The organism is Maribacter litoralis, assembly GCF_003075045.1.
GTDB lineage: Bacteria > Bacteroidota > Bacteroidia > Flavobacteriales > Flavobacteriaceae > Maribacter > Maribacter litoralis.
Map to the genome: position 1 here is coordinate 149,919 of NZ_QCZD01000004.1, position 18,943 is coordinate 168,861.

Here is an 18,943-nt window from a genome sequence, read left to right on the forward strand (position 1 = left end):
TGAAAAATAATTATTACTTCGACTCAAGTGTCGGAGCAATTAAATCTCGATTATCGAGTAAAAAAACACATTGGTAATTCTCCAACCACCAATGTGCTCATCATTTAAACTTAAACTAACAACACAAATTTTTTAGAAATTGAAAGTAGCCGTTACGAACAATCTTCTAGGTAAAATTGGTCTACCTACAAAGAATTGAGATTCCGTTTGACCTGCTGAACCTGCTCTTGGGTTCCCTTCTGTAATTCCGTCACTATCGAATAAATTAAAGACCGATACCCCTAAACGAACCGAATTGTTGTTATCCTCTTTAGAGAATGTGTAACCGGCACCTAATCTACCTATCGTAATAGCATCTAATTCTATATTATTGGTATCATCGGTAAATTTGGAACCTGTGTAGTTGAATCCGAAATTGGCATCGAAAGCAGCATTGTCATAATACAATCCTAAGCCGCCCAACAAGTTTGGCTGTCTAGCCAATTCGTTACCTACATTGGCTTCTGTAGATGTACCGTTCACCAAATCAAAATCGGTATTTTTTGTAATCTCATGGTTTTGGTATGTCGCATTACCACGAAGGTTTAAGTACTGGGCAAGACTATAATCCCAAGTTGCCTCAATACCTATTGTTCTTGTATTTTGCTCTGCTCTTGTTTCATCTATTAACTGACCACCAACAATGGCTTGTCTAATAGAGATACGATCTTTAAGACCTACATAGTACCCAGCAACAGAACCAGAAAATTTTTGATTTCCGAATTTTGCACCGGCTTCAAATTGTATAATATTTTCAGCATCGTACGGACTTTCAGAAATACCAGCTACGGGAGCAAAACCTCTTAATTGTGGAAAGAAATATCCCTTAGAAAAGTTTGCGTAAAGGTTGGTAGTTTCCGTTAACTCATAAAGACCTGCTAGAGAAAGTGCCCAAGCATTTGCATTTACTTCAGTTCTCAAGAACGTACCATCTGCAGTTTGCACATCACTTAAACCCGTAGTAAGTTCTGGATCGGCATAAACCGTTTCGCTCATAATACCACCACGACTGTTGATACCATCTGTATGTTCCCATCTGAAACCAACATCAAAACGCCATCTATCTAAAATCATCTCATCGGTAATATATAATGCTACTCTATTTTGAGAAAGATAATTGTTAGCGGTCTGACCAATACGATCATAAAGTCCGCCTTGAGAATACACCACATTACTACCACTAGCATCGGTATAATTTAAGTTTACCAATTGCGGATTGTTATTGAACTCTGTCAACACTCTATATTGATAGTTAACATCTTCTGCTTCTGTACGAGCTATATAAGAACCTACGGTAATGTTATGATTACCGCCATTTGCAGTTTCAATAGATTTGGTAAGGTTGATCTCACCAGAGTAATCTGTCATTGGACGCAAACGATCCACATGAAGGTTATCAATTACCAAGTCGTTACCGTTAATTTGAGCGCCAGATCCACTTTGGTAGGCTGCAGTATACCCTAAATTACCGGGAGCAACACTTTCTACATAATTATCTAATGTGATAGGGTTTCCATTATTTCCGCTACCACCAACGTAAAGTGCGAAGTTGTGCTTGTAGTTTGCATATTTAATTTTAGATGTCAATTTAAGATCATCGTCAAATCTATAGTTGAAATCACCCATAATGTAACCACCAGAAGTAGCTACACCATCTGAAATAGGACTATTATATGTTCCACCAGGAGTATTAAATGAAGTATTAGCTAAATCACCAGATAGCAATTGTTCAACTGGATTACCGTCATTACCGTTTATACGCTCTCTGCTACCTCCACTTAAAGGAATAGGAAGATAAAACTGAGCCTTATCGTCAATAAACTGTCCGCTTAAAGTAAAAGATCCGTTATCGAACTTCTTTTTAATATTACCTCTAAACTGAACACCCTTTGTTGGCAAACCTACATCTATAGGACCTCTATCATGACGTACAAAACCAGTAAAAGCATAGTAAGTATTAGAATCCTCGCCACCTAACTGACCACCAGAATAGAAATCGGTTTTAATTCTACCTTGGTTGGCTACTTCTATATTAATAATGTTACCCGGGTTGGTATCTCCCGTTTTACTAGTGTAGTTAATAATACCGGCAACAGAACCTGCACCGTATAATACAGCTGCACCACCACGAACAAATTCTACACCTTTAAAACCTATATCTGGTCTAGCATAAACATCATGCGCAGAAGAGTTAAGACCGAATGAACTGATCAAAGGCATACCATCATATTGTAGCGGATTAAACACATATTGACCACCGGATGGAAGACCTCTAACAAATATATTACTTGCCGTTTCACCACCACCACCTTCTGCGGTAATACCTGGGACACTTCTAAGAATATCTGCCTGACTGTTAGCGGATAGCTTAGTTATTTCTTTCATTTTTACAGAACTGATAGATAAAGGAGCCTGTTTTTGAGAACGAAACGTACTAGAAGCCGTTAAAACTACCTCATCTAATAACTGACCACCTTCTTGCAGCACAACATTTACTGTTTGTGCGGTACCGTCTAAAGACAACGGTTTATCTACCGGAGTAAAACCTATATATGATATACGTAATATTTGTTCGCCTGTAAGGTCTGTTGAAAAAGAAAAATTACCATCAAAATCTGATGTTGTACCCGACGTACTACCTACTATTAAAATATTAGCACCGGGAATTGGTTCACCTAAATTGTCTGTTACGGTTCCAGAAATATCGGTCTGTGCAAGGGAGCTTGCACTGATAAGAAGTCCGATTACCGCAAAAATAATTTTCTTCATAATGTTTGAGTTTTTTTAAGTTGAGTCGATTTAAATTATCAAATCGTTGATTTTGAAGCCAAATTATGTGAATATAGCATTCTATTAACCAAAAATTAACGAAATATCAATGCAAACGTTTGCGGAAACGTTTGCAATTTATTTTGTATTATTGTTATTCCTTCAATAAACATATAATTTACTCATTTTCAACCATGAGCAAAAAAAGAAACACCACTTTAAAAGAGCTTTCTAAAGAACTTAGTTTATCCATTTCAACAGTTTCAAGAGCCCTTAACGACCACCCGGATATCAGCCCTGCTACTAAGGAGAAGGTCAAAAAATTGGCCAAGCAAATGAATTATGTACCCAATTTATTTGCCAGAGGATTTCGCTCTCGTGAAACTCATATTCTTGGGGTAATTGTACCCAACATATCGCACTTATTCACTTCTACCATTATAAAAGGAATTATTGAGGAGGCCGAGTTAAGAGGCTACCGTGTTATTATATCAGAATCTAATAATGATGACACCAAGCAAGTAGAAATGTTGAATACCATGACACAGTTTGGGGTTGATGGCGTATTAATGTCATTGGCACGAAAAACAAAAAATGTAGAAGAGGTTTTAAAGGTTTTAAATCGTATCCCCATTGTTTTATTCGACAAGGTATCAAGTAAAATACCCTGCACCCAAGTAGTTATCAATGAAGAAGAGGCTGCATTTAATGCTGTTGAACATTTAATAGAACTCGGTAAGAAACGAATAGCTATTATTAAAGAAACCGAAAACTCATACAATTCAGAAAAAAGATTCGCTGGTTATTTAAGGGCATTAAATCAATATGATATACCGGTACGAGATAAGTTGATACTAAGTACCGAAGATATCTCATTGGGGAACGGAAGACGATTGGCCAATATTCTTATAAGCATGAAAAAACGACCCGATGCCATTTTTGCCATTACCGATAATGCTGCAATTGGAGCGATTAAAGCGTTACATAAGTTTAAGATTAAAATACCGGACGAAATGGCCGTAGTAGGTTTCAGCAACTCGAACAATTCTACTATTATTAGTCCGGCTTTGACCACAGTAGATCAACCCGGTGACAAAATTGGACGTACAGCGGTTCGTTTCTTAATTGAAGAAATAGTAAGCCCTACGAACGAAGTAAACACTAAAACCGTTGAGATTAAAACTAGTTTAATTGTTAGGGATTCTTCACTAATGGTTTAAAAAGGCAAGAATAGATTATAATGGAATATTGCCATGCTTCTTCTTTGGCAAGGTGGCTACTTTATTCTCTAGCATAGTATACGCTTTTATCAACTTTCTTCTAGTGTCTTTCGGTAGAATTACCTCATCAATAAATCCTCTTTGGGCGGCACTGTAAGGGTTTGCAAATAGTTTAGCGTATTCCGCCTCTTTTTCCGCCAGTTTTGCTTCTGGATCATCGGCAGCGCTTATTTCCTTTCTAAAGATGATCTCACTTGCACCTTTGGCTCCCATTACCGCAATTTCTGCACCTGGCCAAGCATAATTTAAATCGGCCCCAATATGTTTAGAATTCATAACATCATACGCACCACCGTATGCTTTTCTGGTAATTACGGTTACCTTAGGCACTGTTGCCTCACTTAAAGCATAGAGTAATTTTGCACCATTGGTGATAATACCGTTCCATTCTTGATCGGTACCAGGCAAAAATCCAGGAACATCTACCAATACCAAGAGTGGAATATTAAAACAATCGCAAAAGCGTGTAAAACGAGCTGCCTTTTTAGAGCTATCAACATCAAGTACACCTGCGAGACTAATTGGCTGATTGGCAACAATACCAATACTTTTTCCTCCTAATCTTGCAAAACCGACAACAATGTTATCGGCATACACTTCGTGAATTTCAAAGAATGAATCTTGATCAATAATTCCGTTGATAACGTTGCGCATATCATAAGGCTGATTTGCATTTTCAGGAACAATATCCTCTAGTACATCACGAACCTCGTTACCTGCAACAAATGGTATATCGGTTGGTTTATCCTCACAATTTTGGGGCATATAACCAATCATCTGCTTAATCTGATTGATACATTGAATATCGTTAGCTGCCGTAAGATGCGTTACACCAGATTTAGTTGCATGCGTTAATGCACCACCGAGTTCTTCTGAGGTTACTTCTTCGTTCGTTACCGTCTTCACCACATTTGGACCGGTAACGAACATGTAGCTAGAATTCTCTACCATTAATGTAAAATCTGTCATTGCAGGTGAATACACTGCTCCACCGGCACAAGGACCCATTATCGCAGAAATCTGAGGAATAACCCCCGATGCCATTACATTTTTATGGAAAATATCGGCATAGCCACCTAATGAACGTACTCCCTCTTGAATTCGAGCTCCGCCACTATCATTTAACCCGATCATTGGCACACCTATTTTCATGGCCAGGTCCATGATCTTACAAATTTTTTCAGCATGCGTTTCGGACAATGCTCCTCCAAAAACAGTAAAATCTTGTGCAAAAACACAAACTTGCCTACCATTGATTGTACCATAACCCGTTACTACTCCGTCCCCATAAAAGACTTGCTTGTCCATACCAAAATCTTTGGTACGGTGGGTAACCAAGGCACCCATTTCTTCAAATGAACCTTCATCCAGCAAAAAATGAATACGTTCATAAGCAGTTAACTTTCCTTTAGCGTGCTGTTTGTCAATACGTTCTTGACCACCACCCAATTTCGCCAATGCCAGTTTCTCTGCTAATATCTCTTTATTATCTTTCATTCTAATCGTTCAAAAAATCTTAATTGCCTTCTATATTCTACTCTTCTGCCAGTTAGAAGATACCTCAGACGGAATTTTTAATATTTTATCGTTATCCAAATACAATTTTAATGCTGTTAAAGCTGCTATTCTTCTTTCTTCCGCATATTGCTTTTCTAAATGCTCTGGAGAATAGTAGTTTTTGACAAAATGAGTATCAAAATTCCCTGATGTAAAAGCTTCGTGCTCACACACAAATTTTCCAAATGACAAGGTTGTGGCAACACCTTCTACTTTATAATTATCAATAGCCTTTACCATTAACTGTATGGCTTCATCTCTAGTTGCACCGTAGGTAATCAACTTAGAAATCATGGGGTCATAATAAATGGGCACTTCCATCCCTTCTTCAAAACCATCATCTACACGAATACCTTCGCCAACCGGTGTTTTGTAGGTTGACAGCTTTCCTATACTCGGCATAAAATTAGCCAACGGATCTTCTGCATATACACGAACTTCAAGCGCATGACCTATTATTTTTAAATCGTCTTGGGTAAAAGCTAACTCTTCGCCTCTGGCTACTTTTATTTGCTGCTCTACCAAATCAATACCAGATATCAACTCAGACACCGGATGTTCTACTTGCAGCCTCGTATTCATTTCCAAGAAGTAGAAATTCTTGTTTTCATCGAGTAAGAACTCCACCGTACCTGCACCTACATAATCACATGCTTTTGCTACTTTGATGGCAGCTTCGCCCATACTCTTTCTAATTTCTGGAGTTAAAACTGCTGAAGGAGCTTCTTCGACTACTTTTTGATGTCTTCTTTGCACACTACATTCCCGTTCAAATAAATGAACGGTATTACCATGCGTATCGGCTAAAATTTGAATTTCTATATGCCTAGGTGAGCCTACGTACTTTTCTATAAAAACGGAACCATCACCAAAAGCAGCTAGTGCTTCCCCGATAGCCCTATCCATTTGTTCTGGAAGATCCTTTAAGTTCTCTACAACGCGCATTCCCTTACCACCACCACCTGCAGATGCCTTTATTAAAATAGGAAATCCAATTTGCTTAGCTACCTTTTCAGCTAAAGCAACATCGGTTATGGCCTCTTCTATACCTGGCACCATGGGGATGTCATAATCGCGAACTGCTTCTTTTGCCGCTAGTTTGTTTCCCATCACTTTAATCGCATGAGGCTTAGGACCGATAAACGTAATACCATTATCTTCAACCATTTGTGCAAAAGCAGCATTCTCACTTAAAAAACCGTAACCTGGGTGAATACCTTCTGCACCGGTCACCTTAGCTGCATCGATAACTTTCTCCATGACCAAATAAGATTCCGATGATGGCGCTGGACCTAATAAAACCGCTTCATCAGCGAATTTTACGTGTGGTGAATGGCGGTCGACTTCTGAATAAACGGCAACTGTTTTGACACCCATTTTATGGGCAGTCTTCATTATTCTTAAAGCTATTTCACCTCTATTGGCTATTAGTATTTTCTTCATTCAAACTAAATTTACTCGATAATCGAGATTTAAATCCCAACGGTTTACCACTAGACATTACGCGTTTCTCTCTATTACTATCGTATTTTTCTATTCCATTTTAATAATCAGCTGTCCTTTTTCTACGGCATCATCTTTCTTCACTTCAATAGATTGAATTTTTCCTTCACCTTGCGCCATTATAACGTTTTCCATTTTCATGGCGGACAGCACTAGCAATGGTGTACCTTCAACAATCTCATCACCTACATCAACCATTACCTCAACTATAAGGCCCGGCATTGGAGCCTTAACCTCATTGAGTTTTTGGGTAGTAACCGACAGTAATCCCATTTTCTTGACCTGCTGATCGTATTCATCCTCAAGTTTAACATCATATTTATTGCCATTAACCGACAGAGAGATCGTCTTGTTCAAAAAATCGGAATGGAGTATTTCTACCTCAAAAGCCCTATTATTTTTTAAAACATGAAGTGTTTGTGAATTAACGGAAATACAATCTAAAGATTCAGCATCGTTAGTTTTGTATTCTAACTCTTCTTCGTTTACGGTAATTAAATAGTCTGCCATATATGATAGTATAAAACAATATGAGTGTTTACCAAAGATATTGAAAAAGATTGGCGATAATTTGAAGCGACTTGAAATGACATTACTCCCAATTATTTAAATAATTAGAATTTGTATTATTACAAAAAAGTACACCGATAGGAACACCAAAATTCTGGTGTTACAGTGAAATATAGTTTTTAAGGGGAAAAGTAAATATATCGGACAGAACAGCGCAAAGCACCGTAAATATTGACCAAAAACAAAAAATCCAACCTAAATAAATAGATTGGATTTCGTTTTTTGCTCCCCCTCTTGGGCTCGAACCAAGGACCCTCTGATTAACAGTCAGATGCTCTAACCAACTGAGCTAAGGAGGAAAATAACCCGTTTTAGTTTCCTAAAGCGGGTGCAAATATAGTAGTTTTTTGAAAGTCGCCAAACAAATAAATTATTTTTTTTATTTAAATATCGCCTTATAAACATCGTTACCGTTTGCGAACAGTAAAAGTGCTATTAAAATAAAGAATCCGGTGATTTGTGCGTACTCTAAAAACTTATCGCTTGGCTTTCTACCTGTAATCATTTCGTATAGCAAAAACATCACATGACCACCATCTAAAGCTGGTATCGGTAGAATATTCATAAATGCCAGAATAATCGATATAAAAGCAGTGGTAGCCCAAAATGCCGGCCAGTTCCAAGTATCTGGGAACATACCGCCAATAGCGGCAAAACCACCAACCTCTTTATAGGCGCCAGTATCAGGATTAAAGATTTTCTTCATCCCTTTAATATAATCCGTAAGGGTCTTAACACCTTTGTTCCATCCAGCCGGGATAGATTCTAGAAAAGTATAGTTAAGTGTCTCAAATTTAAAATAGCCCTTTTCCTCATATTCTTCCATGGTATTAAATCCCGCATAAACACCGAATTTACCTTCGTCAGAAACTTTTGCATTCAATGATACTTTATTACCTTCCCGCATAACTTCTATAGGAACAGTTTTACCTTTGTTAGCCGCTAATACAGGAATAACCTGATCTTGATACTCCACAGGTGTTCCGGCAATTTTTACTACAGCATCACCTTCTTTAAATCCGCTATCTTTATTTGGAGAATCTTCTGGAATACTTCTAACAACAAACGGATTTCGGTATGAAATAAACCTAACATTCTCTTTATTGTTAGAAATAGTTTCTATAAAATCAACTGGAATTTCTTTCTCTATAGTACTACCAGCTCGTTCAATCGTAATATTCTCGCCATAAACCACTTCTGGCACTATATTATTCAAAGATTCAATCTCTTTACCATCAACAGCAATGACCTTATCTCCCGTTTCTATTCCAAGGGCATTACCCAATGTAGTATCGGTAACCCATACTCCGTCTTTTAGACTATCGTTTGCAATGTATGTCTCACCATAGGCATATGCCAAGCCAATGAAAATAACAACGGCCAAAATGAAATTTACCGTTACACCGCCCAACATGATGATTAATCGTTGCCAAGCCGGTTTGCTTCTAAACTCCCACTCCTTAGGCTCTTCTGCCATGGCTTCCTTGTCCATGCTCTCATCTATCATTCCAGATATTTTTACGTATCCGCCAAGTGGCAACCAACCAATACCATATTCGGTCTCCCCAATTTTCTTTTTGAAAAGTGAAAACTTTACATCAAAAAACAAGTAGAACTTCTCTACTCTGGTCTTAAAATATTTAGCTGGTATAAAATGCCCTAACTCATGTAGTACAATTAGTATAGAAAGGCTTAAAAAAAATTGAATCGTCTTTATTACAATGGGGCTCATCCTTATTTCCTGAAAATTAAAATCGCACAAAAGTACATTTTTACAACCGCTAAAAAAAAGAAACCCGCTGACCTAGTGGTATTTTATGAATAATTTATCAGGCGAAGCAGTAAATTTCCTTGAAAACTCGCCACCCCTAGACTATCTTTGTATAAAAAAGTATGCGTTCTTTCTTCGCTCGTTACAAACTCTTTGGAATAGTACTTTTATGCCTATCCATAGTAATTATTTATCTTTTTTATAATGCCTTACAGCCCGTAAAACTTTTACCGGTATACTCCCCTGCAATGGTAAATTCTGAATTGGTAGCCGAAGAAATTCAACATGTTAGAAAGTACCATACCATTGCCGATTTTTCTTTGACCAACCAAAATGGGGAAACCATAACCCAAGATAATTACAAGGACAAAATCTATGTTGCCGATTTCTTTTTCACTACCTGCCCCACTATTTGCCCTATTATGACCAAGAATATGGTTGACCTACAAAAAGCCCTTGGAGAACATAATGACGTAATGTTACTTTCACATTCGGTTACGCCAGAAATTGATTCGGTTGCCCAATTAAAAAAATACGCTATTGAAAAAGGCGTTGATGATAGCAACTGGAATTTGGTTACTGGTGATAAAAAACAAATATACGAACTGGCACGAAAGTCTTATTTAGCAGTAAAGACAGATGGTGATGGCGGACCATTTGATATGATCCATACAGAAAACTTCATTTTAGTAGATAAAGATAGACGTATTCGGGGTTTTTATGATGGCACAAAAAAGGAGGATATGGATAAAATTTTAGCCGATATTGAAATTCTTAAAAAATCTTACGAAAAATAAAAGCCCCCAATACAATTTGTAAAAGAGACTTTTTAAATTCTATAGCATTAGCATTTATTTACATTCTTCTGAATAAGCTTTTGCAATTTTTATCTGATCTTCTAGTGTAGATGCAAATTCACCATCTTCTATACGTTTTGCAAGTGTTGGACAACTAGCAAAATATTCTGCATTGGCTGTTTCCGCCTTTTTTTGACCCTCTATACCAAAGTAATAAGTATCCACATCGGTTAGATCTTTAAACAACTTTATACCCTCCCCTTGGTATACGCGCTCCATAAAAATGTTATTGTTTAAATTAAAACCGGTAAGACCGGCATCACCAACCTTTAACAGTCCTTTTTTAGGGTTTACAGGCTCAAATACTCTTTCTTCGATAACAATTTCTTGCACCTCTTTGCATTTTAATGAAGCATTTTTGGTTTTACCTTTTTCATTTACATAAGTAACCGTAACTCTTTTTGCAGTAGTATCACCACTTATATCAACGATGTTGCCCTCTTCTTGCTCTTTAGGTGAAAAACGCATTGAAATTTTACCTTCCATTTTTTCACCTCCATTTTTAACAACATAACCCGGTGCTTTCGTAATATTGTTTGCCTCTGCCGCTTTATTACTGGCGATTGTAGCCAAAATTGGATCAGGAGTATAGCCTTCTGAGTAGATACGTTCACCGCTATTCTCATCATAATTTAAGGTGTAGGCTTCATAATGCTTTTTATATGCATTTCTTTTTCCTTTTGTTACCCACTTCTTTTCTTCTGTTTCCAAAGCCATTTTCATGTACTTTGATGCCCCTTCAAAATCTTCTTGCATTAAAGCTACATTATAAAGGTTTATCAATAATCCCCATCCTACTTTTTTACCGGACTTGCTTGATAGGTCATAGTTGGCTAATTTATCTTCCCAATAGGTTCTGAACGATTGTAATTGTTCTTTACCTGCTCTTAACTGATCAATATTCGTAAAGGCAGCAGACATTTCTTTAAAAGCCATCACCTTTGCTTTGGTCTCATCTTCTAATCCCTCGGTTTTTTTATCTTTTATATAGTAGAACTTTTCGAATTCGGCATTTGCCCTAATATCATAATCGTTATACAGTATCGGTACCAATTTTTTAGTCAAAAAATTATCACCAAGGCTCTCTTTTAGATATTCTTGCACCAAATACGGTGTTCCTTTAGCTTGATCATTATCATTGGTTACCAAGTACTTTTCTTCTTCATCGAATTTAAAGGTTATAACCTCAGGAATGACTTTACCTTGAGAATCTGCGGTAGGGAGAATAGGTATGCTATTGTAATGAACACTTTCTCCGTTATACATGGTAAGAACACTTATGTCTGCACTTTTCTTTGGAACAATAGAAACAGTATAAGTTTCATTTGCCTTACTACGTGCAATGGTTAAATCTAAATCCTTAACGGTTAATCCGCTTAAGGCAAATAGAAAATCTGGCGTACCGGTATCTGACGAAAACCTTGTAAAGTCTTGAAACTGCAATGCATTTTTATATTCCTCTTCCGTAAAAGGTAAAACGGCATTAGTCCTGTTTGCAAAAGCGCCCATATATGTAATATCATTCTTGGGAACTGGTTTTTTTGCATAACTAGGTACAGCCACTTTAATAATCTTGCTTTTGGTTGATTGAGCAAAAATGGACACCGTTCCAAAAAGGAACAATACTAGTAATGGTTTTTTCATAATGGTTTGTTTATATAATTAATTTAGTTGATTACTCTTTTTCTAGTATTATGAATTTCTAGATAGTTTGCGCTATAACTTTCATTGAAACCCATAGTAGAATCGAACAGTAACGATTGATTTTCTTTTCGACGCATTGCCTTACCCAACTGCTCATTGACCATCATTGTAAACCTAGCTTTATCTGTATAGGTAAGTGCCAAATTATAATGATAGTGCACCTTGCCAAAATCTTCGCGTAGTGTGTATAGACTTGCTAAATTGGCATGAACATAAAAACGATATGATTCGTGGTTTTTATAGTCATCAGAAGATCTTAAATCTATAAAAATGGTGGTCAATTCCTCCAGCTCTTTATTAAAGGCATCACGGTTTAAGATATCCTTGTCTAGATTTTCTAGTTTTTTGATTCTTTTTTCAATGACCTTTATTTCTTCTCCGGTAATTAATTTCTTTGATTTTGAAATTCCGTAAAACTTGATGAAATCTTGGGTAAAACTTAAATCAACCAAATCTTTAGAAAACTGGTGAAAGGAAGATATGATTGCCGGTAACACTTGATCGTTTAAGGTCAAAGCCAATTCGTTAGCTTTATTGGTAGCTATGATATGAACATCTTCTCCCGATAATTCAGATGTAAAAGTGCTGATTGTTTCATTATAGTGTAACGTATCGCTAACTATTATATCATTTTTATGTAAAACCGATAAACGAACCTGGTAGGCAGTATTTATATTATAGACACCATCTTCACCCGTATACTCATGATACAGCTCTACATCATCCATTTCCATTTTTAATAAAAACCCATTCTCGAAAGGAATTTCAGGTTTATGATATTTACTAAAAGCAAATAGCTTTGGAACCAACGGATTGTTAATTGCACTATAACCCGCGTTACGAATCTTTAAGTCGCTAAGCCTTAGCTTATCGCCTCTATAATCGTAGGTAATGATCGATCTTTTATTTACACTTGTAGACACACCATACACTTCACAGCCAGTTGGCAAAGGATGGGAAGGATAGTTGAATTGCCTTATTTTTAGATAAAAACTATTTGGTTTTTGCCCTGAACATACGCTTGTATAGAACAGAAGAAATAATATTGAGAACTTCAGTAAATTATTAATGTTGATGGAATTATATAGTTAGTTACTAAAAACTAACGGTATATTTTAGAATATATTTTAATTCTAAAATAGGGTGCAGTGTAGGTATTACAAACTAGGCTGCAGCATGCAAATTAGGAGTTAATTATTCTAAAAAGTATATGGGATAATATTTTTTCCATTACTTTTGCCTTACTTATAATGAATCTAAATAAAGTTTGGAAACTACCGTCGCACATTTAAAGAGAGGTCAAAAAGGAATCATAAAAGAATTTACTCAAGACCTATTGCCGATCAAGCTTCTTGAAATGGGTTGTTTACCAGGTAATGAAGTAGAATTGGTTCAGGTAGCTCCGTTAAAAGATCCTATTTACATCAACGTAAATGGTTCACATATTGCCATTAGAAGAGATATGGCTATTCATATAGCACTTGAAATTATAGAAGACAATGCGGTTATATGAGCAAACAAATCAATGTAGCCCTAATAGGCAACCCTAACACCGGTAAAACATCGGTATTCAATCAACTTACAGGATTAAATCAAAAAGTAGGTAATTACCCGGGCATTACCGTTGAAAAAAAAGAAGGTATTTGCAAGTTGCCCCGTGGTGTAAAAGCCCATATTTTAGATTTACCGGGTACCTACAGTTTAAACACCACTTCTTTAGATGAGAGTGTTGCCGTAGAATTGTTGCTCAATAAAAATGACAAAGACCATCCAGATGTTGCCATTGTAGTATCTGATGTAGAAAACCTAAAAAGAAACCTACTTCTTTTTACCCAGATTAAAGATTTAAAGATCCCTACCATTTTGGTCATCAACATGGCCGATCGTATGGATCGTAAAGGAATTACCATAGACATAGATCTGTTAGAGCAAAAACTGAATTCTAAAATTGCTCTGGTAAGTACAAGAAAGGAAACCGGTATTGACAGATTAAAAGAGTTAATTGCCGATTACAAGAACCTAAAGAAGACACAAAACGTAGATATATCTGTAATTGCCCCAGATTATTTTGAACAGCTTAAAGAGGCTTTTCCAAAAGAAGATATTTATAAACTATGGTTGGTCATTACCCAAGATGTCAACTTTATGCCATTGAAGAAAACGCTTTTTAAAGACACTTCTTCATTTAGCACCAAATCTAAATCTGAGCTTAAGCGTTTACAGCAAAAAGAAACGATTTTACGCTATCAGTTTATCAATGGTATATTAAAAGAAACATACAAAGTTGATGTAAATGCTGCTAAAGGATTTAGGGCTACTTTAGATAAAGTTCTAACCCATAAAGTATTTGGCTACGCGATTTTCTTTTTAATACTGCTAATGATCTTTCAGGCCATTTACGGTTGGAGCGAATACCCAATGGATATGATCGATGGCTTTTTTGCCTCTGCTACAGAGTGGGTAAAAAACACGTTGCCGCCAGGCGTATTTACCAATCTTATAGCTGAAGGTATTTTGGCAGGTATTGGCGGTATAGTCATATTTATACCACAAATAGCATTCTTATTCTTATTTATAGCCCTGTTGGAAGAAACCGGCTATATGAGCAGGGTGGTGTTTTTAATGGACAGGATTATGCGCCCGTTTGGGTTAAGTGGCAAAAGTGTAGTTCCGCTAATATCAGGTACAGCTTGTGCCATACCGGCCGTAATGGCGACCAGAACTATAGAAAACTGGAAAGAAAGATTAATTACTATTCTAGTAACACCTTTTACAACGTGTTCAGCAAGGTTGCCGGTTTACCTCATCATTATTGCTTTGGTTATACCAGAAGGCAGTTTTTTAGGATTAAGCTTCAAAGCCTTAACACTAATGCTATTGTATTTAATGGGCTTTGGAGCGGCAATACTATCTGCCATGATCCTAAATAAAATACTACAAATAAAAAGTAGGTCTTTCTTTGTGGTAGAAATGCCCAATTATAAATTGCCGCTAGTGAAGAACGTTGCTTATACCGTACTAGAAAAGACAAAAAGTTTTGTCTTTGGTGCTGGTAAAATAATTTTGGCAATCTCTATTGTTCTTTGGTTTTTAGGCTCCAACGGATTCTCTTATGAATTCAAAAATGCCGAAACAATAGTAGCTCAAAGAATTGAAGAAAAAGGATATAGCGCCAACAGTGAGGTTTATTTTGAAAACCAATTAGAAGAGCAAGAAAACACGCTTACAAACGAAGAAGAGGCTTTACAACAGCAAGAGCTACAAGAAAGAGCTCTTAGCCAAGAGATTGCCAGTTATAAGTTGGAACATTCTTATATGGGCTATATGGGTAAAGCAATAGAGCCAATTGTAAGACCTTTAGGTTATGATTGGAAAATTGGTATAGCCGTACTGACCTCTTTCGCCGCCAGAGAAGTTTTTGTAGGTACATTGGCTACCATTTATAGCGTTGGTAATGATGAAGAAGAGACCATAAAAAACAGAATGGAAGCAGAGGTTGACCCCAAAACCAAAAAACCGATTTTTAATTTGGCTTCCGGTATTTCGTTATTATTATTTTATGCATTCGCCATGCAATGTATGAGTACCTTAGCGGTCGTAAAAAGAGAGACCAATTCATGGAAATGGCCTACCGGTCAGCTAGTATTCATGAGTCTTTTTGCTTATATTGTAGCATTAATAGCATATCAAATATTAAAATAGAATGGATATTATTCAACACATATTGGTTTACATAACTCTAACTATTTCCGTGGGATATTTGGTAAATAAATTCCTGATTCCCAAGTCCCTTTGGTCAAACAAAAAGAGTACTTCTAAAGCTTGTGGCCAAAATGATTGTGGCTGTCATTAAATTCCGTTTTTAAGTTAAAAAAGATGTAAAAGACTCATAACAGTTTCTAAAACTGTAACGTTTCTTGGTTTTGTTCGTTTAGATTGCGTAAGACTAATCTAATACCATGAGCACTAAATCATTTCTCATTACATTTTTTACAGTTTTAATTTTCAATGTATTACCAATTAGCGCACAAAATTTAAGTGCTTTTGTGTTGGATAGTATTACACAGCAACCAGTACCCTATGCCACGGTTCAACTAAAAGAAAAAGGGGTCATTACCAATGAAGACGGAAATTTCAATTTTATATTGAATGAAACCATACAACCTTCAGATTCACTTATAATATCTTCCATGGGCTATGAAACCTTGTCTAAGCCCATTTCTGAATTCAACAGCACCAAAATATTACTTATACCTAAAGCTATTGAACTAAGAGAGGTAATAGTATCCAACAAAAATTATTCAGCAGAAGAAATAATGGATTTTGTAATTGATAATTTGGATAAAAACTACAACTACGACCTAGCCAAAAAGAGATTGTTTCATAGATCATCTCATTTTGATAGATGGATAAAAAGTGACTTTAAAGTAAAGAAATCATCCATAGATATACTGAACCAGAAATTTTTAGATAGCGTCATAACTACGGTACCTAAAGATAACAGCTATTATTCTGAAATCGTAGGGGACCTATATGGCAACCCAAGCAAAGAACTATTGAAATTAAATCTATTAAAAGCTTCTAAACTATTTGATAAAAGTAAGGAACTGGATGCCGAAAAACTCGAAGAAAAATTCAATGAAATACTTCGTGATAATGTAAAAGAAGGGTCTTACTTTAAAATAAAATCTGGATTGTTCGGTACGAAAATAGACACCGAAGAGGTTAGTGAATTTTTAGAAGAAGATGTTGATTCTACCGATGTGGCCGCTGCAAATGAACAGTTAGAGAAAAAGAAAAAAGACAAAGAGGAACAACAGAAAAATTATGCCAGCTGGAAAAAAAATCAACTGAACAACATTTTCAACAACATACCTACACAAGAGGATAATGATTTAAACTTTATTCTAAAATCTAGAAAATACGATTATACATTACTAGAATTTACCTATTTAGGCAATGATGCCGTTTATGTAATTACGTTCACGCCAGACGGATCGGCAGATTTTGAAGGTACCTTATATATCAATGCCGATGATTTTGCCGTATTACAAGTAGACTATAGTAATGTTAAGCCAGTAAAAAAGTTCAAGCTTTTGGGCATTTCAACAAATACCTATTTATCTAAAGGAAAAATTATATATCAAAAAGGTACAGATGGTAAATACGGATTACGTTATTACGAATCTGAAGTTGGTGAACGTATAGGAGTGAGAAGACCGTTAAAAATCATTGAAAAAAACAAGATCGTAAAAGGCAAGAACAAGCAAAATGAATTATCTGGAGATATGGATTTTGTTTTTATAAACGTAGCAAAAAATGAATTGATTGTATTTGAATCTGAAAAAATAGCCCAGGGCACTTTCGATGATTTTACAGAAAACAATGCCGTATCACCTACATATATGCCTTCATACGATCCCACATTTTGGGAAGGATATGCCATAATGGAACCCAATACGGCAATTAAAGAATTTAAATCAACTTCAATTGAGTAATTAAATGTAGTTTTTAATAAAACTATAGAGTAAAAGACACCAACCAACAACCAGAAAGAGTCCGCCAAGCGGAGTTACAGGTCCTAACAACTTTATTTTATTTCCTTTGGATGCAGATATGCACAGACCGTAAATACTAAACGAGAAAAGTACAGTGCCAATAATAAAACAATAGATAATAGCTTTTTCTAAACCAGTTTCTAGATTAAGGTTAAAGCTCAACATCAATATCAAAAGTGCATGGTACATTTGATATTTTACTCCCGTTTCAAAACTATTAAGCTGATCTGCTGTAAACCTTTTCTTTAATAAATGGGCACCAAAGGCCCCGAAAACCACCGCTAACAATCCAAATAAAGCTCCAACTAATTGCGATACAAGTACCATGTTAAATAAAATTTTAGTATCTAAAAAAAACCCTTAATTAATTTCTATCCTAATTTCGGTATATGAATTAACACTAAAGGCACAATCGTCAAATTTTGGTGGACCAAAAGTTCTCATTTTTGCATTAGAAAAGGCTACCTTTTCCTTTGGTATGCCCAAAAGGTTAGTATCTAACTTTTCGTTATTATTTTCATCATGAAAAATGGCTATGGCATATTTCCCTTCGGGTAAATTATTTATTGAAAAATCTACCTTACCCATTGAAGCCTTCTCTTTTCCAGAGATATATACGCTATCGTCCTTAAGAAAATTGTCTGCTGTTTTGTAAACTGCAAAACAAACATTCCCAGCATTAGATTGTACCCCATATACTGTTACGGCTACTTTATGCTGTGCATATGACCAAAAGTTTCCTAATAATAAAATAACTACACAAAATAAAAATCTATGCTTCAAATTATACAGTTTTTAATTTGGTGTTATTTGGGTGTTTAACTTTCTATCTAATGTATAATATAAATCTAGGGTTTTTAAAGAGTCTTTTAAGTTTAAATAAACCTTTTGTGAATCTTTATACACAATTTTTATTTTTTGTTGATGAATATTATCGGAAAATACATAAACCTTTTTATTTGTAAGTGAATCTTTAAATTCTCTAAAAACACCTTTTTCCTTCTCTAGCGCAGAAAACCCATGTAACCTTTCCATAGGCGGAATGTTAGGCACTAACTTCAAACTATCTATTTTAATATATGATATTTTGGTAGTATAAAAACCAGAATATATTTGTATTTGATTTGATTTAACACTTAACCAATTTTTATAGTGGAGTGTTAATACAGACAAACAAACTATAAAAGTTATCACTAGCAAAAAATTCCAGAACCAATGTGTTTTTCTCACAGTCATGTCTCAAAAAATAAAATAGCCAAAATGGGTGTAAAAGATTTTTCTTTACAACGTAAATTTAACCATCAATAACCATAACTGATATTTATAAAAAAAATT

The 18,943-nt window shown here is 35.7% G+C and carries 15 protein-coding genes and 1 tRNA gene; 5 read left to right on the forward strand and 11 right to left on the reverse strand.

What is annotated here, in order from left to right:
- Positions 1-132: 132 nt before the first annotated feature.
- Complete coding sequence (locus tag DCS95_RS16320) at positions 133-2,808, reverse strand: TonB-dependent receptor (RefSeq protein ID WP_116771862.1); 2,676 nt, start codon at positions 2,806-2,808, stop codon at positions 133-135.
- Between the two features lie 194 nt (positions 2,809-3,002).
- Between DCS95_RS16320 and DCS95_RS16325 the strand changes: the two genes are divergently transcribed.
- Entirely contained in the window at positions 3,003-4,028 is a 1,026-nt protein-coding gene (locus DCS95_RS16325) for a LacI family DNA-binding transcriptional regulator (protein WP_116771863.1), read from the forward strand.
- 15 nt (positions 4,029-4,043) lie between these two features.
- Here DCS95_RS16325 and DCS95_RS16330 read toward each other — a convergent pair whose 3' ends face one another.
- The 5 genes from DCS95_RS16330 to rseP all read right to left on the reverse strand — a co-directional run bounded on the left by DCS95_RS16330 (position 4,044) and on the right by rseP (position 9,450).
- Positions 4,044-5,585: an acyl-CoA carboxylase subunit beta gene (locus DCS95_RS16330; RefSeq protein WP_116771864.1), complete on the reverse strand. Its 1,542-nt coding sequence runs from the start codon at positions 5,583-5,585 to the stop codon at positions 4,044-4,046.
- A 30-nt stretch (positions 5,586-5,615) separates the two neighbouring features.
- Positions 5,616-7,088 (reverse strand): acetyl-CoA carboxylase biotin carboxylase subunit, encoded by a 1,473-nt coding sequence (gene accC / locus DCS95_RS16335; RefSeq protein ID WP_116771865.1) that lies wholly within the window; start codon positions 7,086-7,088, stop codon positions 5,616-5,618.
- Between the two features lie 90 nt (positions 7,089-7,178).
- Complete coding sequence (locus DCS95_RS16340; RefSeq protein ID WP_116771866.1) at positions 7,179-7,658, reverse strand: biotin/lipoyl-containing protein; 480 nt, start codon at positions 7,656-7,658, stop codon at positions 7,179-7,181.
- Positions 7,659-7,943: 285 nt separating this feature from the next.
- Positions 7,944-8,017, reverse strand: a tRNA-Asn gene (locus DCS95_RS16345).
- An 80-nt stretch (positions 8,018-8,097) separates the two neighbouring features.
- Entirely contained in the window at positions 8,098-9,450 is a 1,353-nt protein-coding gene (gene rseP, locus DCS95_RS16350; protein ID WP_116771867.1) for an RIP metalloprotease RseP, read from the reverse strand.
- A 161-nt stretch (positions 9,451-9,611) separates the two neighbouring features.
- Here rseP and DCS95_RS16355 point away from each other — a divergent pair, with 161 nt between their 5' ends.
- Positions 9,612-10,286 carry an SCO family protein gene (locus tag DCS95_RS16355; protein WP_116771868.1) on the forward strand — a complete coding sequence of 225 codons (675 nt, stop codon included), beginning with the start codon at positions 9,612-9,614 and terminating at the stop codon, positions 10,284-10,286.
- Between the two features lie 54 nt (positions 10,287-10,340).
- On the opposite strand, the gene DCS95_RS16360 is transcribed toward DCS95_RS16355, so the two are convergent.
- Positions 10,341-11,990 (reverse strand): hypothetical protein, encoded by a 1,650-nt coding sequence (locus DCS95_RS16360; RefSeq protein ID WP_116771869.1) that lies wholly within the window; start codon positions 11,988-11,990, stop codon positions 10,341-10,343.
- A 23-nt stretch (positions 11,991-12,013) separates the two neighbouring features.
- Positions 12,014-12,973, reverse strand: coding sequence for a hypothetical protein (locus DCS95_RS16365; RefSeq protein ID WP_164674220.1), 960 nt, complete (start codon positions 12,971-12,973; stop codon positions 12,014-12,016).
- A 344-nt stretch (positions 12,974-13,317) separates the two neighbouring features.
- Here DCS95_RS16365 and DCS95_RS16370 point away from each other — a divergent pair, with 344 nt between their 5' ends.
- The 3 genes from DCS95_RS16370 to DCS95_RS16380 all read left to right on the forward strand — a co-directional run bounded on the left by DCS95_RS16370 (position 13,318) and on the right by DCS95_RS16380 (position 17,548).
- Positions 13,318-13,563 (forward strand): FeoA family protein, encoded by a 246-nt coding sequence (locus DCS95_RS16370; RefSeq protein WP_116771871.1) that lies wholly within the window; start codon positions 13,318-13,320, stop codon positions 13,561-13,563.
- Entirely contained in the window at positions 13,560-15,752 is a 2,193-nt protein-coding gene (gene feoB, locus DCS95_RS16375) for a ferrous iron transport protein B (RefSeq protein ID WP_116771872.1), read from the forward strand. The genes DCS95_RS16370 and feoB overlap by 4 nt, the downstream gene beginning before the upstream one ends.
- 257 nt (positions 15,753-16,009) lie before the next feature.
- Complete coding sequence (locus DCS95_RS16380; protein ID WP_116771873.1) at positions 16,010-17,548, forward strand: carboxypeptidase-like regulatory domain-containing protein; 1,539 nt, start codon at positions 16,010-16,012, stop codon at positions 17,546-17,548.
- Here DCS95_RS16380 and DCS95_RS16385 read toward each other — a convergent pair whose 3' ends face one another.
- Genes DCS95_RS16385 through DCS95_RS16395 form a run of 3 tightly spaced genes read right to left on the reverse strand, consistent with a single transcriptional unit; the run spans position 17,549 to position 18,838 of the window.
- Complete coding sequence (locus tag DCS95_RS16385; RefSeq protein ID WP_116771874.1) at positions 17,549-17,935, reverse strand: DUF423 domain-containing protein; 387 nt, start codon at positions 17,933-17,935, stop codon at positions 17,549-17,551. It lies immediately after the preceding gene.
- A gap of 33 nt (positions 17,936-17,968) precedes the next feature.
- Positions 17,969-18,391: a DUF2141 domain-containing protein gene (locus tag DCS95_RS16390; RefSeq protein ID WP_116771875.1), complete on the reverse strand. Its 423-nt coding sequence runs from the start codon at positions 18,389-18,391 to the stop codon at positions 17,969-17,971.
- A 12-nt stretch (positions 18,392-18,403) separates the two neighbouring features.
- A complete protein-coding gene (locus tag DCS95_RS16395; RefSeq protein WP_425269165.1) occupies positions 18,404-18,838 on the reverse strand; it encodes a hypothetical protein in 435 nt (144 codons plus the stop codon).
- Positions 18,839-18,943: the final 105 nt, after the last annotated feature.

What these genes read in the sequence shown, in the direction of transcription:
- DCS95_RS16320 (WP_116771862.1), bottom strand. Translation starts at nt 2,808, where the DNA reads ATGAAGAAAATTATTTTTGCGGTAATCGGACTTCTTATCAGTGCAAGC.
- DCS95_RS16325 (WP_116771863.1), top strand. Translation starts at nt 3,003, where the DNA reads ATGAGCAAAAAAAGAAACACCACTTTAAAAGAGCTTTCTAAAGAACTT.
- DCS95_RS16330 (WP_116771864.1), bottom strand. Translation starts at nt 5,585, where the DNA reads ATGAAAGATAATAAAGAGATATTAGCAGAGAAACTGGCATTGGCGAAA.
- accC (WP_116771865.1), bottom strand. Translation starts at nt 7,088, where the DNA reads ATGAAGAAAATACTAATAGCCAATAGAGGTGAAATAGCTTTAAGAATA.
- DCS95_RS16340 (WP_116771866.1), bottom strand. Translation starts at nt 7,658, where the DNA reads ATGGCAGACTATTTAATTACCGTAAACGAAGAAGAGTTAGAATACAAA.
- rseP (WP_116771867.1), bottom strand. Translation starts at nt 9,450, where the DNA reads ATGAGCCCCATTGTAATAAAGACGATTCAATTTTTTTTAAGCCTTTCT.
- DCS95_RS16355 (WP_116771868.1), top strand. Translation starts at nt 9,612, where the DNA reads ATGCGTTCTTTCTTCGCTCGTTACAAACTCTTTGGAATAGTACTTTTA.
- DCS95_RS16360 (WP_116771869.1), bottom strand. Translation starts at nt 11,990, where the DNA reads ATGAAAAAACCATTACTAGTATTGTTCCTTTTTGGAACGGTGTCCATT.
- feoB (WP_116771872.1), top strand. Translation starts at nt 13,560, where the DNA reads ATGAGCAAACAAATCAATGTAGCCCTAATAGGCAACCCTAACACCGGT.
- DCS95_RS16380 (WP_116771873.1), top strand. Translation starts at nt 16,010, where the DNA reads ATGAGCACTAAATCATTTCTCATTACATTTTTTACAGTTTTAATTTTC.
- DCS95_RS16385 (WP_116771874.1), bottom strand. Translation starts at nt 17,935, where the DNA reads ATGGTACTTGTATCGCAATTAGTTGGAGCTTTATTTGGATTGTTAGCG.